The sequence below is a fragment of the Rhodococcus sp. SB1D genome, assembly GCF_048573875.1.
Taxonomy (GTDB): Bacteria; Actinomycetota; Actinomycetes; order Mycobacteriales; family Mycobacteriaceae; genus Rhodococcus_F; species Rhodococcus_F qingshengii.
Window position 1 is genome coordinate 556,395 of record NZ_JBMAIQ010000002.1, and the last position, 14,133, is coordinate 570,527.

Genomic DNA, 14,133 nt, shown 5'->3' on the forward strand with positions numbered 1-14,133 from the left:
GCGCAGACTACCAAGCATGACTACTGCGGCACTGTCGATCACGCAGATCGAGAACACACATCTGGTTCGGTGCGGTCACGCCAATTGGGTCCTGGTCGAAGAGGGGTCCGATCTGACCTTGATCGACGGCGGATATCCGGCCAACGGCACCGACGTCGAACGCTCGATCGAACAGATCGGTCACCAGCTCGGGGATGTTCGGGCAATTCTCGTCACTCACGCGCACATCGATCACATCGGTGGGATCGCGGACATCGTGACTCGGCTCGAGGTTCCGGTCCTGATGGATCCGTTGGAAGTCCCTCATGCGAAGAGGGAGTATCTGCAACAGTTGTCGCCGGCCGGAGTTCCGTTGCTGTTGTGGCGGCGAGGTGCTCCGAAATGGCTTCGCGACGTGATCGGAGTCGGCGCGTTGAAAGGTGCGGAACTGCCTCGGGCACAGTCCTTTGCGTCCGGTGGTGCGCTGGACGTTCCCGGTCGGATCGTGCCGATTCCCACTCATGGGCATACCGACGGCCACAGCGCTTACCTTGTTCCCGACGCAGGAGTGATCGCGTCGGGTGACGCTCTGGTGACCGGACACGCGACGTCGAGCGTCGCCGGACCACAATTTCTGGTGTGCCCCTTCAATCATGACCGTGAAGCGACCGACCAGGCGTTGGACAATATCGCCGCTGCACCTGCCGGCGTGCTGTTTCCCGGACACGGTCCGGTTTACGAGGGCAGCATGACTGCCGCGGTCGAACAGGCCCGAGCGGGTCGGACAAGGATGCGTCCATGACTACTGTCGAAACGGTCGACGAAGGTGCGGTGCACGGTTTCCTTCATCGACCTGCTTCTGTGTCCTTCGCGTCGCCCGTCGCCACGCTTGCACTGACTCACGGCGCAGGAAGTAACTGCGACACCGTGCTGTTGCGTGCTGTTGCCGACGGCTTTGCTGCGGCAGGAGTGCAAGTTCTGCGCTTCGATCTCGCGTTTCGGGTGCGTCGAGCTTCGGGGCCTCCGCATCCGTCGCGTGCTGCGGAGGATCGCGCGGGCATTGCCGAGGTGATTGCTGCTGTTCGCAAGGACTACTCGGTGCCCGGACCCGTTCTGCTCGGCGGACATTCGTACGGCGGTCGGCAGGCGTCGATGCTTGCGGCGGAGAACCCGGGACTTGTCGACGGCCTGGTCCTTCTCTCCTATCCACTGCATCCACCGAAGAAGCCCGAGAAGCTCAGAACCGAACACCTGCCCGAACTGAACACACCGACCGTTGTCGTCCACGGTTCGAAGGACGAGTTCGCGACAACGGAGGAGATGCGGGCAGCACTCGCCTTGATTCCCGCCGCGACGCGTCTGGTGGAGTTCGAAGGAGCTCGACACGACTTGTCCGTGGTGAAATTTCCGGTGGTGGAGGAGACAATCGCGGCCGCATCGGCGGTGTTTGCGTTCTGAACGCCGAGCGGGCGGTTGCCCGTGTCGGTGGTTCCTGGTGAGATCGAACCATGAGTGCCCAGCCGTATCAGCCCAGTGCCCTGTCCGACGTCACGGTGAGCGTCGACGGTGACGACACAGTCGTCAGCTTTCCTCGGGTGCTGCCGTATTCCGTCGAGAAGGTGTGGGAGGCGATCACCGACCCGGAGATGTTGGCGCAATGGACGCCGTACACCGCCGATCGGAACCTGAGCCGTACCGGTGACGCGGTGATCACCATGCTCACCGAGGACGGCGCCCCCGAAATGTCGCTGCCGGTCACCGTTCACGTCGTGGAGACCACTCGGCGGCTCGAACACGAGTGGGGCCCGGACGAATTGGTGTGGGACCTGACCCCGATCGAAGGCGGTACCCGCGTCGTGCTGACGCAGAGGTCGCGCGCCGAGGGGATGGCGTCGGCGCTCGCTGCGGGGTGGCATCTGTGCTTCGACGTACTCGATGCCCTTCTGGCAGGCGAGCCCTTCGGGCCGATCGTGGGTGAACGGGCGCGCGAGTACGGCTGGGACGCACTCAACTCCGGTTACGCGCGACAGTTGGGCATCGACGAATCTCAGGTCTGGTAGCTGCTCAGAGTTTGCGACTGGCAGGCTTTCTGGTGGAGGCTCGCGCGATCAGTTCGACGGGAAGCTTCACGGATTCGACGCTCTTGCCGGAGATCAGTGCGAGTAGGTGCTCGAGCCCGGTCGCACCGATCTTTCGGGCGGGGGACCTGACCGTCGTCAGGGGCACCGGGAGTTGGGAGACAACCGGAATGTCGTTGTAGCCGACCAACGCAAGATCGTCGGGAACGCTCAACCCGAGATCACGGGCCACACCGAGTACGCCGATCGCGATGGTGTCGCTCACCGTGAAAACGGCGTCAGGGCGCGTGTTCCCGCTGAGCAGTGTGGCCGCCGCATCGACACCCCCTTGAACTTCGAACTCGGACGCCACTATTCGGTTCGGCGGCAGTTCCAGACCGGCTTCGGCCAGGGCATCGCGGAAACCCGCGACGCGTTCCCGCGACGTGCTGGCGTGGTCCGGCCCCGCGATCACTCCGAGATCGCGATAGCCGCAGTCCAGTAGATGCTTCCCGGCGAGGTAGCCGCCGAGGCGGTCGTCGCCGCTGACAAAGGGAAGGCTTCGGTTGACGGATGACGTCGCCGAGTCGATGTGCCGGTTCAGCAGCAGGATCGGCAGTGAGCGCAGGGGGAGCGAGTCGACGAAATCGGTACCCGGCAGGTGGATGCTGCTCAGCATGAGACCGTCGACCTGTCGGCTCACCAGGAACTCGACCGCTTTGCGTTGCGCTTCCAGATCGTCGGGCGGGCTGGAGAGCAAGACGGAGTACCCGGCTGCGGTGGCGGCTTCCTCGATGCCTTGGAACATGGTGGCCACTACAACGTCTGTCAGTCTCGGCATCACGACGCCGATGGTGGTGGTCTTGCGGGTACGCAGGCTGGCTGCCCACAGGTTCGGTTGGTAACCGAGTTCCTCGGCAACCTGACGAACCCGGAGTGCGGAGTCGGACCAGCCGTCGGCGGGCTCGGGCTGACGGAGGACCCGCGACGCCGTCGAGATGTGGACCCCGGCCTGGTCGGCGATTTCGCGCAACGTCGGCGGACGGCCGTTGCTGCGGTTCGACGGATCGGGCGTCATCTGCGTCGTGGCTCCTGGTGTGCGTCGGTCCTGAGTTGATTCGGTGTCGGTCGGCAGTTCGGGGATTGACGGGTGCGCAACCGGGCTCTACTCTAGGCGATGCAAACGATTGCGCAATCGTTCTCGCAAAGGATTGCGCCCGAGAACACTGGAGGCCCCGTGACCACTCCGCAGTCCCTGTCCGAGCTTTTTGCCATCGACACCCTGCTGGACGCCGAGGAGATCGCGATCCGCGACACGGTCCGCAAGATGGTCGACGATCGCATTCGCCCGCACGTAGGTGAATGGTTCGAAGCGGCAGCACTGCCGGCTCGTGAGCTGGCCAAGGATCTGGGCGCGCTCGGCGTACTGGGCATGCACCTCGAGGGCTACGGCTGTGCCGGGATGAGCGCCACGGCGTACGGGTTGGCCTGCCAGGAACTCGAAGCTGTCGATTCGGGCATTCGCAGCCTCGTCTCGGTCCAGGGCTCGCTCGCCATGTTCGCGATCCACCACAACGGAAGTGAAGAGCAGAAGGAAGAATGGCTCCCGCGAATGGCGGCGGGTGAAGCCATCGGCTGCTTCGGTCTCACGGAACCCGATTTCGGATCCAACCCCGGCGGTATGCGAACCAACGCCAAGCGCGACGGCGACGACTGGATCCTCAACGGCACCAAGATGTGGATCACCAACGGCTCCATCGCGGACGTCGCCGTGGTCTGGGCTCGAACCGACGACGGCGTGCGCGGATTTGTCGTTCCCACCGACACTCCGGGATTCTCCGCCCCCGAGATCAAGAACAAGATGTCGCTGCGGGCGTCGGTCACCTCGGAACTGGTGCTCGAGGACGTGCGTCTGCCTGCCTCGGCGATGCTGCCCAAGGCTCGCGGACTGTCCGGCCCGCTCGGCTGCCTCAACGAGGCACGCTTCGGCATCATCTTCGGGGCAATGGGTGCAGCACGTGACTGCCTCGAGACTGCGATCTCATATGCACGTGATCGCAAGGTCTTCGACAAGTCGCTCGCCGCGTATCAGATCACCCAGGCCAAGATCGCCGACATGGCAGTCGAATTGGGCAAGGGGCAGTTGCTCGCCATCCACCTCGGGCGCCTCAAGGACGCCGGGACGGTTCGCCCCGAGCAGGTCAGCACCGGCAAGCTCAACAATGTCCGCGAGGCCATCAAGATCGCCCGTGAATGCCGAACCATTCTGGGCGCCAACGGTATCACGCTCGAGTACCCCGTGATCCGGCACGCCAACAACCTCGAATCCGTTCTCACCTACGAGGGCACGTCCGAGGTTCACCAGCTCGTGATCGGCCGCGCTCTCACCGGTGAAGAAGCTTTCCGGTGACGGCAGACGCTGTCGGAGCGCTCGACGGGTTGGTGATCGCTGATTTCGGCCGCGTCCTCGCCGGTCCGTACGCCACGATGATTCTCGCCGACCTGGGTGCCGAGGTCGTCAAGATCGAGCGGCCGGGTGTCGGGGACGACACTCGCAGCTGGGGCCCACCGTGGGTGGGGGACGAGTCGAGCTACTTTCTGTCGGTGAACCGCAACAAGAAGTCGGTCACTCTGGACCTGCGCGAGCGCGAGGATCTGGAGAGTGCACGCGAGCTGGTTCGCAATGCGGACGTCGTGGTGCAGAACTTCCTGCCGGGAACGATGGACCGTCTGGGGCTGGGCTACGACGCTGTCCGAGAAATGAATCCGCGTGCGGTCTACTGCTCGATCAGCGGCTTCGGTGGCAACAACTCTCTGCCGGGATACGACCTGTTGATTCAGGCGGTCGGCGGATTGATGAGTATCACCGGACCCGATCCCAAGACTCCCACCAAGGTCGGTGTCGCGGTGGTCGACGTCATCACCGGCCTGCATGCCAGCGTGGGAATCCTTGCAGCGCTGCGCCATCGCGATCGCACAGGCGAAGGGCAGCACGTCGAGGTCAATCTGTTGTCCTCGTTGCTGTCCGCACTGGCCAACCAGTCGTCCGGCTACGTGGCCGCGGGCGTGGTGCCGCAGGCAATGGGCAACCGGCATCCGAGCATCGCACCATACGAGGTATTCGACACCGCGGACCGTCCGCTGGTCCTCGCGGTCGGCAATGATCGGCAATTCAGTTCGTTGACAGAGGTTCTCGGAGTTTCCGAACTTGCCGCTGATGCGCGTTTCGCGTCCAACAGCGACAGGGTTGCGCATCGAGAAGAACTGTTCGACGCCGTCACTGCTGCATTGGCCAAGGGCTCTGCGGACTCGTGGTTCGAGGCACTGACCGAGCGAGGTGTTCCGTGTGGGCCTCTCAACGACATCGCCGACGCGATAGCGCTGGCGGAACGGCTGAATCTCGATCCGGTGGTGTCCATCGACGACCCGCGTCGCGATGCACCGACTCGGCAGGTAGCCAATCCGATTCGGATGAGCGGCACGCCGGCAACCTATCGGTCGGCCCCGCCGCGGTTGGGGGAGGACAGCGTTCCCACTCCGTCCGGAGTCAGTTGACTCAAGCGAATCGGCCACCGGAATACCGGTGGCCGATCTGCGTGTGTGGCCGACTCAGCTGACCTTCAAGACCAGCTTTCCGGTGTTCGCTCCGGCGAAGAGAAGATTGAGGCTGTCGCCGAACGCGTCGATACCGCCGTCGACGACGTGCTCGCGAGCAGTCAATTCGCCACTCTTGATCCACTTTCCGATCTGCTCTTGTGCTTCTGCGTAGCGATCGAGGTAGTCGAAGACCACGAAGCCGGCCATCGTGGCGCGGTTGACGAGAAGTGACAGGTAGTGAGCAGGGCCTGGCTGAGGTTCGGTGGCGTTGTAGCCCGCGATGGCGCCGCAGATGACCACCCGAGCGCCGAGGCGCAGACGGGAGAGAGCGGCGTCGAGAATTTCTCCGCCGACGTTGTCGAAGTACACGTCGATTCCGTCGGGAGCGTTGGACTTGAGCGCCTTGTATACGGATTCGTTCTTGTAGTCGATGGCGACATCGAAGCCGAGGTCCTCGGTGAGCCACGCGCACTTCTCCGGACCGCCGGCGATGCCGATGACCTTGCATCCGTGAAGCTTTGCGATCTGGCCGACCAGACTGCCGACCGCACCCGCGGCACCGGACACGACGACGGTGTCACCGTCTTTCAGCTTTCCGACGTCGAGCAATCCGAAATACGCAGTGACGCCGGGGAATCCGAGAGCGCCGAGCCAGGTCGGTAGGGGAGCGATCGATTCGTCGACCCGAGTGACGTCTGTACCGTCGGAAACGCCGTACTCGGAAGCGCCGAAGGATCCGGCCACGATGTCCCCGACCTGGTAATCGGGGTGCTGTGATTCGGTGATGCGTCCGACGCCGTGGGCGCGCATGACGGAACCGAGCTTGACCGGCGGAACGTACGACTTGACGTCGTTGAGCCAACCGCGCATAGCGGGATCGAGGGAGAGGTATTCGACCTTGACGACAAACTCGCCCGGTCCGGCGGACGGGATCTCGGCATCGACGTATTCCCAGGTGGAAGCGTCGGGAAGTCCTGTCGGGCGGGCGGCGAGGCGTACTTGGCGGTTGGTCATCTCTCCCCTTCGGCGAAACGAATTGAACTTGAGGCCGGATTCAATATAGGTGATGGATCACGAACTGGGAAGAGTTGGATGAACCGATTGACGACTATGTATGTTCGATCGATGAGCAATGTGGTCGAAGACGCGCCTGGTTGGTTCACTCGGGCGTTGGCAGCGCCGGTCGAGACGGGGTCGGTGGAGGTCGAGGGTGCCTCGGTGCACTTTCGGGCTTGGGGGCCGGCGGGGCCGGGAATCGTGCTGATTCACGGCGGCGCCGCCCACAGTCGCTGGTGGGATCACATTGCGCCGCAGTTCGCCGAGGGGTGCCGCGTCGTCGCTCTCGACTTGACGGGCCACGGCGACAGTGACACTCGCGACGCCTACGCGATGTCCCAGTGGGCTCGCGAGGTGCTGGCGGCGGCCGAGGCAGGGGGAATCGACGGCAAGCCGATTCTGGTGGGGCACAGTATGGGTGGGATTGTTTCTTTCGTGGCCTCGCATCTGCATGGCGAACTGTTGGACGGGGTTGTCATCATCGATTCTCCGCTCAAGGCGCGTACGCCCGAAGAGGAGGCGGCTCGACGCCAGAATGCGTTCGGCCCCAAGAAGGTTTATCCCACCAGGGAAGACGCGATGGGCCGGTTCCGCTTCGTTCCGCCGCAGGATTCGGGTCTGCCTGCGGTGCGTGACCATGTGGCGGCCACGTCGATGGAGGAAGTCGAGGGCGGTTGGTCGTGGAAGTTCGATCCGAATTTCTTTCTCCGAGTAGGCGCCGAAGATGTTCTCGACAGCGAACCACGTTGCCGCGTAGCCTATTTCCGAGCCGAGAACGGCATCGTGTCCGATCGACTCATGGAGCACATGCGCGGATTGTTCGGAACGGAGGCCATCGTGGCGGAGATTCCCGAAGCCGGACATCACGTCATGATCGATCAGCCGTTGCAACTCGTGACCGGGGTGCGAACTGTGTTGAGTGCGTGGTCCGTCGCAAGTCAAGTGCCGGTAGAACAAGCGGCAGGTAACGTCGAGGGAAGGGTAGAAGCATGAGCACGGAATTGACACTCGAACCGAAAGTCGAAGCTGCACTGAAGTTGTGGCACACCATGATCGAAACCGGCGATCTGTCGGCGCTACCGACGATCGTCGCGGCCGACGCGCAGTTCCGATCGCCCACGGGATTCAAGCCGTACCAGTCCGCGGATGCCGTTGTGCTCATCCTCAATACGGTGATCCAGGTGTTCGAGAACTTCGAGTACCACCGTCAGTTCGCCGGAGCCAACGGTCGGCAGGTCGTGCTCGAATTCAGTGCGAACATCGGCGACAAGAGTCTCAAGGGAATCGACATGGTCGAATTCGACGAGGACGGCAAGATCGTCGATTTCGAGGTCATGGTGCGTCCGGCCAGCGGGCTCGCGGCTTTGGCTGCCGAAATGGGTAAGAGGCTCGGCCAGACGCTACCGACCTACAAAGCCTGAATTGAGTCCGGCCAAGGCTCAGTTCGTACTGAATCCGCCGTTGGAGTGAAGGAGTTGTCCCGTAATCCAGCCTCCGGCGTCGGACATCAGAAACCGAACGAGGTTTGCAGTGTCGCCGGGAGTACCCAGCCGGCCGGCAGGAGTCTGGAGGGTTGTGGCCTGTCTGATCTCGGGTGTCATCCATCCTGTGTCGATAGGTCCTGGGTTGACGACGTTGGCTCGTATGCCGCGTGATCCAAGTTCGACTGCGGCGGCGATGACGATGCGGTCGAGAGCGCCCTTGCTGGCCCCGTACGGAAGATTGTGGGCCGCATGGTCGCTGGTGAGTGCGATGATCCGCCCGGCCACCTGACTGACGTCGCGCTGTTCCGGAAGCCGTTCAGCGAACGCTTTGATCAGCAGCCAGGAGGCGCGAGCGTTGACGGCGAAATGTCGTTCCCAGCTCTCGACGGTGGTGTCGAGGATCGAGCTGTCGACGCTTTCGCAATGTGAGAGCACCAGCCCACGGAGGTCGTTCCGCGCTGCGGCAGCGTCAACGAGCTGATCGGCCACGTCGGGCGAGGCCAGATCTCCGGGAACCAGGTCGACACGGCTTCCGAGTGCGCGACACTTCTCGGCAATGTCTTGCGGATCGTGCGCTCCGCGCCCGAACCCGACGCGTTCGTCGTAAGGCTCCCAGTAGCCGATAGCCAGATCCCAACCATCCTCGGCAAGGCCCAATGCGAGGCTCGCTCCGATCGACTTGCTCCGACCGACACCGGTGATCAATACGGTCCCGCGCTTGTCAGACACTGCTCGCCTCCAGAGATGTCCTGCAATTCAAATGGGGTGAGGTCACTTCAGATGGAAGCATCACTGTAGCGGGCGAGCTGTCGCCTGTATCGAGCGAGCTGTCGCCGTGCCTCGACCTGACCTGTGTCTTGACACGGCGCTGGTCACAGCGTTTGACTGAGATGCAAGCTCGAGTTGATTCGCCGGACTGTGTCCCGGGAGGTTGACCTATGCGCGGCAACGGAATTGCAGGCAAGGCTTTCTCAGGCGAGGGCTGTAGACGTGGACAAGAATCTCACCGAGCAAGGTCTCATCGCGGGACCGTCTCGGTTCTGGCTTTGGTTGGGGTGTGCGTACTTTCGTTTGCCACCACTCAGATGGCCGGCGCGCAACCCGTTGCAGACACAGTCGATACCGGGTTCGTGATCCCTTTTGCCGGGGCACCGGTCTACGAGAGCGTCGCGCCCACGCAGATGACTACTCCGGATCAACTCAACCAGCCACTCGGTCAGCAGACTGCGGAAGAGATTGCCGCGCAGATCGGACTCGAACCAGCCGACGCTTTGACCGAGGAGCAGTATCGCGATCTCATCTCCGGCGGAGGGGTCGGCGGAAATCGCGAGGACGCCGCGGTGATCGACGAATGCGCTCGGATTCTCACCAATACGAACGGGCGGCCCCTCTATTCCGGCACGACGCCGTCGGTTCTGGCCAGTTACGGGTTGTACGTGAATCCAGACGGATTGCTGGAGAGTCCGGCCAACGCGGATGCGCCGACGCGACAGGTGAATACGCTGATCGCCCCTGGCGGTTTCGTGGGCACCTGGTTGCGCAACAACGGTGCGACGCACACTCTGATTGCGCTCTATCAGTCGGCATACACGGTGCAGGCAGTCTACGGATTTGCAGCGCAACAGATTTCGGGAGCAGCGCAGCTGGTGACCAACACCAAAGGCAATGTGAGTTCGGAAGTCGGCATGTCGATGGCGCCGCCGCTCTGGATAGTGAACTTCGCACTGCTCTACATCTTGAAGCCGTCACTGGCGGCGGCCATGCCTGCGAACTGGGCTCCCATTCCGCCGGCCGTTGCCGACGCCGTGAAAGCGAGTCCCACCGGTCAAGTCGCTTTCAGTGACTACGCGTCCTATTTCGAGTGATCGGTCTGCCGGACAGCGCTGACGAACTTCTCGATCAACGTGTGGTCCTTGACGCCGCGGGAGGATTCGACGCCGCTGGAGACGTCGACGCCCCAGGCGCCGGTGGCATCGAGTGCGTCGCGAACGTTGTCCGGGGACAGTCCGCCCGCCAGGATCCACTGGCCTTGCGGGCGCGATTGCTGTTGGGCCCAGTTCCACGGCACCCCTGATCCGGCGTCTGCGCCGTCGATCAGGAGTTCGTCCTCGCCGAGGTCGAGATTGTAACCGTCGCGGACGTTGCTGGAGACGACCGCGCGGATGACGGTGAGGCCGGCATCGTGCAGCCGCTGCACTTGCTCGGCGTCGACAAGATCGTGAACCTGTACGGTGCGAAGCCCGGTGATCTTCGCGATCTCGAGGATCTGTCCGATCGGGTTGCCGAGAAAGACTCCGATTGCACGGATGTGATCGGGAACTCGCGCGAGCAGAGCGACTGCGAGTGTGGGGTCGACTTTGCGGACGCTCTCGGCGAAGACGAAACCGATGGCGTCGACGCCCAGGCCCACCGTGAGGTCGACCGTGTCAACGTCGCGTAGGCCACAGACCTTGATGAATGTCACCTGATACAGAGTACTAGCGTCGTCGTCTAGCCTCGTGCGTGCGACATTTCTACGCGCGAGAGGCTTGACGTGGACTGGCTCTACCGAATCAGTTTGATCTCGGGACCGCTGCCGGTGATCCTGACTGTCCTTGGGGTCCTGGGTGGCGTGTGGCTGCTCGGTTCGAACGTGCGCTGGTACTACCGCAGAGCGGTGCCGATCGCGGGGCTGATTGCGCTGGTGATCATGATCGCCGTGTGGATCACCGTCGAAAAGGTGATCGTGCCGTTCCCCGATCCCATCGAGATGTCGATCTACGTGTGGATCGGAATCGGTATCTACGCGTTGCTACTTCTCGGGCCGCGAATCAAGGCGGGCGGAACCGTCGCGAAAGCGCTCCTGTCCGTGATCGCGACGGTTCTGGTCGTCATCACTGCCGCGACGCAGATCAATCTGGTTTTCGCCGCGTATCCGACTGTGGGAATTGCGTTCGGACACGACGATTTCGACCGCATCTCACTCAGTGAAGTTCCCGGTCCGACCGATCCTGTTGTCACCGGCGATCCCACCGACACTGTGTGGAAAGCGCCGGAGGGCATGCCGATTCGCGGACGGGTCACGACTTTGCCTGTCCCCGGGACGATTTCAGGATTCTCCGCGCGCGACGCGCAGGTATATCTGCCGCCGTCGTACTTCACCAATCCGCGTCCGCTTCTTCCCGTGCTCGTGCTCATGGCAGGTCAGCCTGGCAAGCCCGAGGACTGGCTCCAGGGCGGAAAGCTGACCGCGACAATGGATGCCTTTGCACGAGATCACGAGGGGTTGGCTCCAGTCGTCGTGATAGCCGATGGAACAGGGTCGCAGATGGCCAATCCGCTGTGCACCGACTCGTCACAGGGCAAGGTCGGCACGTATCTGGCAAAGGACTTGCCCGCTGCGGTGGCGAATGCGTTCCAGATCGACACGAATCCGCGAGCGTGGGCAATCGGCGGGCTCTCCTACGGTGGCACCTGCTCACTGCAGATGGCGACCAATTACCCCGAGGTGTACCCGACATTCCTCGATCTGTCCGGTCAGTTGGAGCCTTCGCTCGGTGACCGACAGCGAACCGTCGACGAGATATTCGGCGGCGACGAAGCGGCGTTCGTGAAGGTGAATCCGATGGACCTGCTGGCGACTCGGAAGTTCCCGAACTCGGGCGGAGTGTTCGTCGTCGGAACAGATGACAATGAGTTCAAGCCCGGTCAGCAAAAGGTGTACGAAGCGGCCAAAGCGGCCGGAATGGACGCCAGGTATCTCGAGCTTCCCGGTGGTCACAGCTTTTCGGTGTGGTCGGCCGGCGTCGAGCAGGAGCTGACGTGGATCTCGCAGCGAATGGGACTGATCAGCTGAATCCTGTTCCGGTTTTGGAACGTGTTCTATATTCGGTGTGTGGCTGTCGTTCGGCAGTCTCTCGATCGTTCACCGACTGGAGTTCAGGCACATGTACGAGTGGTCCGACACCGACCTGATGTTCCGCGACGCCTTGCGGGGCTTTATCGACAAAGAGGTGCGACCTCACGTCGACGAGCTCGAAAGCGGTGCGCTGCCGCCGTTCGACATCATTCGCAAGCTGTACTCGACCTTTGGTCTGGCCGACATGGCACGCGAGGGCCTCGAGAAGTCGCTGGCACGCGAGCGCGGCGATGCGCCCTCCGGTGACGGTGAGAAGTCGAGCGCCTTCAGCGGCGCCGGCAGCATGGGCGTCGTGCTCAACAGCGAATTGGCCGGAGTCAGCCTCGGCCTGGTCGCATCGTTGGGTGTCAGCCTCGGATTGGCCGCCGGAACTATCCGCAGCCGCGGCACACTCGCGCAGAAGGAACGCTGGCTCCCCGGCCTGGTGACATTCGAGACCGTCGGCGCCTGGGCGATCACCGAACCGGACTCCGGCTCGGATGCCTTCGGCGGCATGAAGTCCTACGTACGCCGCGACGGCGACGACTACATTCTCAACGGCAACAAGACCTTCATCACCAACGGTCCGTACGCCGACGTGATGATCGTGTACGCAAAGCTCGACGAGGGCGATGCGTCGGTTGATCGTCGCGATCGCAAGGTGCTCGCCTTCATCCTCGACAAGGGCATGGAGGGTCTCACCCAGAGCCCGCCGTTCAAGAAGATGGGCATGAACTCCTCACCCACAGGTGAGCTGTTCTTCGACAACGTCCGCATCACCAAGGACCGTCTGCTCGGCGAGACCGAGGACAGCGGAAAGTCGGACGGCAAATCCAGCGCCAAGGAGAGCTTCGCCGCCGAACGCATCGGCATCGCGTCGCTCTCACTGGGCATCATCAACGAATGCCACCGTCTGAGCATCGAATACGCGAAGTCCCGCAAACTGTGGGGACGTGAGATCGGGCAGTTCCAGCTCATCCAGCTCAAGCTCGCCGAGATGGAGGTCGCTCGAATCAACGTGCAGAACATGGTCTTCAATGCGATCGAGCGCACCGCAGCCGGAGACAAAGTGAGCCTGGCGGAGGCGTCGGCGATGAAGCTGTACTCCTCGCGCGCAGCGACCGAGGTCGCGATGGAAGCCGTGCAGCTGTTCGGTGGAAACGGCTACATGGCCGAGTACCGAGTCGAGCAGTTGGCGCGTGATGCCAAGTCGCTCATGATCTATGCGGGCAGCAACGAAATTCAGGTCACCCATATCGCCAAGGGCCTCCTGGGCTGACACCGGTACGTTTTCGCTTGTCGGTCGATCGCAGCAGGAACCAGATAGTCTTGCTGCGGTCGGCGACACCGCGCCGACGGATCGGAGTAAGCAGTGAACGCGCCGGATCCCACAAATGTTCATCCGATGGCCGGGCAACCGCGAGTGGTGTTGCTGAGGCCGTTGATCGACAACCCGTTGATCGAGGTAGGGGAGTACACCTACTACGATGATCCGGAGTTCGCCGAAGAGTTCGAGACTCGAAACGTGTTGCATCACTACGGTCCCGACAAACTGGTGATCGGAAAGTTCTGCGCCCTGGCCACCGGTGTCACCTTCATCATGAACGGCGCGAACCATCGTATGAACGGTGTCTCCACCTACCCGTTTCCGATCATGGGCGGTGATTGGGCCAGGCACATGGATTTGGTGCAGGATCTGCCGTCACGCGGTGACACCGTCGTCGGGAACGACGTGTGGTTCGGCGGGAACGTGACAGTCATGCCCGGTGTCCGGATCGGTCACGGGTCGATCGTGTCCACTGGCGCCGTCGTAACGCGCGACGTCCCGGACTACGCAATTGTCGGCGGCAACCCGGCAACGGAGATCAAGCGCCGCTTCAGTGCCGAAGACATCGAGAAGTTGGTGCGAATTGCGTGGTGGGACTGGCCGATCGAGAAGATCACCCGCCACGTCCGGGTGATCTCGGACGGGAGTGTCGCGGAACTCGAAGCGGTCGAGTGATCTACCGATCTGCTAGTTCGATCGAGTGAGCGAGTAGTTCCGGACATAAAGCAGGGCGGCCGCGAGAAGGCCGACGGCAAG

15 protein-coding genes are annotated in these 14,133 nt (G+C 62.6%); 11 read left to right on the plus strand and 4 right to left on the minus strand.

The window, feature by feature from the left end:
* Positions 1–16: 16 nt before the first annotated feature.
* From ACN50D_RS08210 to ACN50D_RS08220, 3 genes are read left to right on the plus strand one after another with little or no spacing between them, the layout of a single operon-like run.
* Complete coding sequence (locus ACN50D_RS08210; RefSeq protein ID WP_003940355.1) at positions 17–781, plus strand: MBL fold metallo-hydrolase; 765 nt, start codon at positions 17–19, stop codon at positions 779–781.
* Entirely contained in the window at positions 778–1,437 is a 660-nt protein-coding gene (locus tag ACN50D_RS08215) for an alpha/beta fold hydrolase (RefSeq protein ID WP_007733800.1), read from the plus strand. The genes ACN50D_RS08210 and ACN50D_RS08215 overlap by 4 nt, the downstream gene beginning before the upstream one ends.
* A 50-nt stretch (positions 1,438–1,487) precedes the next feature.
* Entirely contained in the window at positions 1,488–2,039 is a 552-nt protein-coding gene (locus tag ACN50D_RS08220; RefSeq protein WP_003940599.1) for an SRPBCC family protein, read from the plus strand.
* Positions 2,040–2,043: 4 nt separating this feature from the next.
* Here ACN50D_RS08220 and ACN50D_RS08225 read toward each other — a convergent pair whose 3' ends face one another.
* Positions 2,044–3,114 (minus strand): LacI family DNA-binding transcriptional regulator, encoded by a 1,071-nt coding sequence (locus tag ACN50D_RS08225; protein ID WP_063315837.1) that lies wholly within the window; start codon positions 3,112–3,114, stop codon positions 2,044–2,046.
* A 159-nt stretch (positions 3,115–3,273) separates the two neighbouring features.
* Here ACN50D_RS08225 and ACN50D_RS08230 point away from each other — a divergent pair, with 159 nt between their 5' ends.
* The gene (locus tag ACN50D_RS08230; protein ID WP_058037898.1) at positions 3,274–4,446 is read left to right on the plus strand and encodes an acyl-CoA dehydrogenase family protein; all 1,173 of its coding nucleotides are present in this window, start codon (positions 3,274–3,276) and stop codon (positions 4,444–4,446) included.
* Positions 4,443–5,591: a CaiB/BaiF CoA transferase family protein gene (locus ACN50D_RS08235; protein ID WP_003939934.1), complete on the plus strand. Its 1,149-nt coding sequence runs from the start codon at positions 4,443–4,445 to the stop codon at positions 5,589–5,591. Before ACN50D_RS08230 ends, ACN50D_RS08235 begins: the two co-directional genes overlap by 4 nt.
* Positions 5,592–5,645: 54 nt before the next feature.
* Here the strand turns inward: ACN50D_RS08235 and ACN50D_RS08240 are convergent, their stop codons facing one another.
* Positions 5,646–6,647 carry an NADP-dependent oxidoreductase gene (locus tag ACN50D_RS08240; RefSeq protein ID WP_003939765.1) on the minus strand — a complete coding sequence of 334 codons (1,002 nt, stop codon included), beginning with the start codon at positions 6,645–6,647 and terminating at the stop codon, positions 5,646–5,648.
* 111 nt (positions 6,648–6,758) lie between these two features.
* Between ACN50D_RS08240 and ACN50D_RS08245 the strand changes: the two genes are divergently transcribed.
* The gene (locus tag ACN50D_RS08245; protein ID WP_083197583.1) at positions 6,759–7,682 is read left to right on the plus strand and encodes an alpha/beta fold hydrolase; all 924 of its coding nucleotides are present in this window, start codon (positions 6,759–6,761) and stop codon (positions 7,680–7,682) included.
* The gene (locus ACN50D_RS08250) at positions 7,679–8,110 is read left to right on the plus strand and encodes a nuclear transport factor 2 family protein (protein ID WP_065351351.1); all 432 of its coding nucleotides are present in this window, start codon (positions 7,679–7,681) and stop codon (positions 8,108–8,110) included. The genes ACN50D_RS08245 and ACN50D_RS08250 overlap by 4 nt, the downstream gene beginning before the upstream one ends.
* Before the next feature lie 18 nt (positions 8,111–8,128).
* Here ACN50D_RS08250 and ACN50D_RS08255 read toward each other — a convergent pair whose 3' ends face one another.
* Entirely contained in the window at positions 8,129–8,902 is a 774-nt protein-coding gene (locus ACN50D_RS08255) for an SDR family oxidoreductase (protein WP_003940420.1), read from the minus strand.
* Between the two features lie 209 nt (positions 8,903–9,111).
* Between ACN50D_RS08255 and ACN50D_RS08260 the strand changes: the two genes are divergently transcribed.
* On the plus strand, positions 9,112–10,038 hold the full coding sequence (locus ACN50D_RS08260; RefSeq protein ID WP_211920839.1) for a hypothetical protein: 927 nt from the start codon (positions 9,112–9,114) through the stop codon (positions 10,036–10,038).
* On the opposite strand, the gene ACN50D_RS08265 is transcribed toward ACN50D_RS08260, so the two are convergent.
* Positions 10,026–10,637: a phosphoribosylanthranilate isomerase gene (locus ACN50D_RS08265; RefSeq protein WP_042451422.1), complete on the minus strand. Its 612-nt coding sequence runs from the start codon at positions 10,635–10,637 to the stop codon at positions 10,026–10,028. The two genes, ACN50D_RS08260 and ACN50D_RS08265, sit on opposite strands and share 13 nt — an antisense overlap.
* 69 nt (positions 10,638–10,706) lie before the next feature.
* Here ACN50D_RS08265 and ACN50D_RS08270 point away from each other — a divergent pair, with 69 nt between their 5' ends.
* The 3 genes from ACN50D_RS08270 (at position 10,707) to ACN50D_RS08280 (ending at position 14,052) form a co-directional block, all read left to right on the plus strand.
* Positions 10,707–12,008, plus strand: coding sequence for an alpha/beta hydrolase (locus tag ACN50D_RS08270; RefSeq protein ID WP_047271090.1), 1,302 nt, complete (start codon positions 10,707–10,709; stop codon positions 12,006–12,008).
* A gap of 91 nt (positions 12,009–12,099) precedes the next feature.
* The gene (locus ACN50D_RS08275; protein WP_007733810.1) at positions 12,100–13,329 is read left to right on the plus strand and encodes an acyl-CoA dehydrogenase family protein; all 1,230 of its coding nucleotides are present in this window, start codon (positions 12,100–12,102) and stop codon (positions 13,327–13,329) included.
* A 126-nt stretch (positions 13,330–13,455) separates the two neighbouring features.
* The gene (locus ACN50D_RS08280) at positions 13,456–14,052 is read left to right on the plus strand and encodes a CatB-related O-acetyltransferase (RefSeq protein ID WP_037125853.1); all 597 of its coding nucleotides are present in this window, start codon (positions 13,456–13,458) and stop codon (positions 14,050–14,052) included.
* Positions 14,053–14,133: the final 81 nt, after the last annotated feature.

Coding starts and splice junctions, on each gene's coding strand:
- ACN50D_RS08275 (WP_007733810.1), top strand. CDS start 12,100: ATGTACGAGTGGTCCGACACCGACCTGATGTTCCGCGACGCCTTGCGG.
- ACN50D_RS08215 (WP_007733800.1), top strand. CDS start 778: ATGACTACTGTCGAAACGGTCGACGAAGGTGCGGTGCACGGTTTCCTT.
- ACN50D_RS08245 (WP_083197583.1), top strand. CDS start 6,759: ATGAGCAATGTGGTCGAAGACGCGCCTGGTTGGTTCACTCGGGCGTTG.
- ACN50D_RS08260 (WP_211920839.1), top strand. CDS start 9,112: ATGCGCGGCAACGGAATTGCAGGCAAGGCTTTCTCAGGCGAGGGCTGT.
- ACN50D_RS08240 (WP_003939765.1), bottom strand. CDS start 6,647: ATGACCAACCGCCAAGTACGCCTCGCCGCCCGCCCGACAGGACTTCCC.
- ACN50D_RS08225 (WP_063315837.1), bottom strand. CDS start 3,114: ATGACGCCCGATCCGTCGAACCGCAGCAACGGCCGTCCGCCGACGTTG.
- ACN50D_RS08210 (WP_003940355.1), top strand. CDS start 17: ATGACTACTGCGGCACTGTCGATCACGCAGATCGAGAACACACATCTG.
- ACN50D_RS08280 (WP_037125853.1), top strand. CDS start 13,456: ATGGCCGGGCAACCGCGAGTGGTGTTGCTGAGGCCGTTGATCGACAAC.
- ACN50D_RS08250 (WP_065351351.1), top strand. CDS start 7,679: ATGAGCACGGAATTGACACTCGAACCGAAAGTCGAAGCTGCACTGAAG.
- ACN50D_RS08220 (WP_003940599.1), top strand. CDS start 1,488: ATGAGTGCCCAGCCGTATCAGCCCAGTGCCCTGTCCGACGTCACGGTG.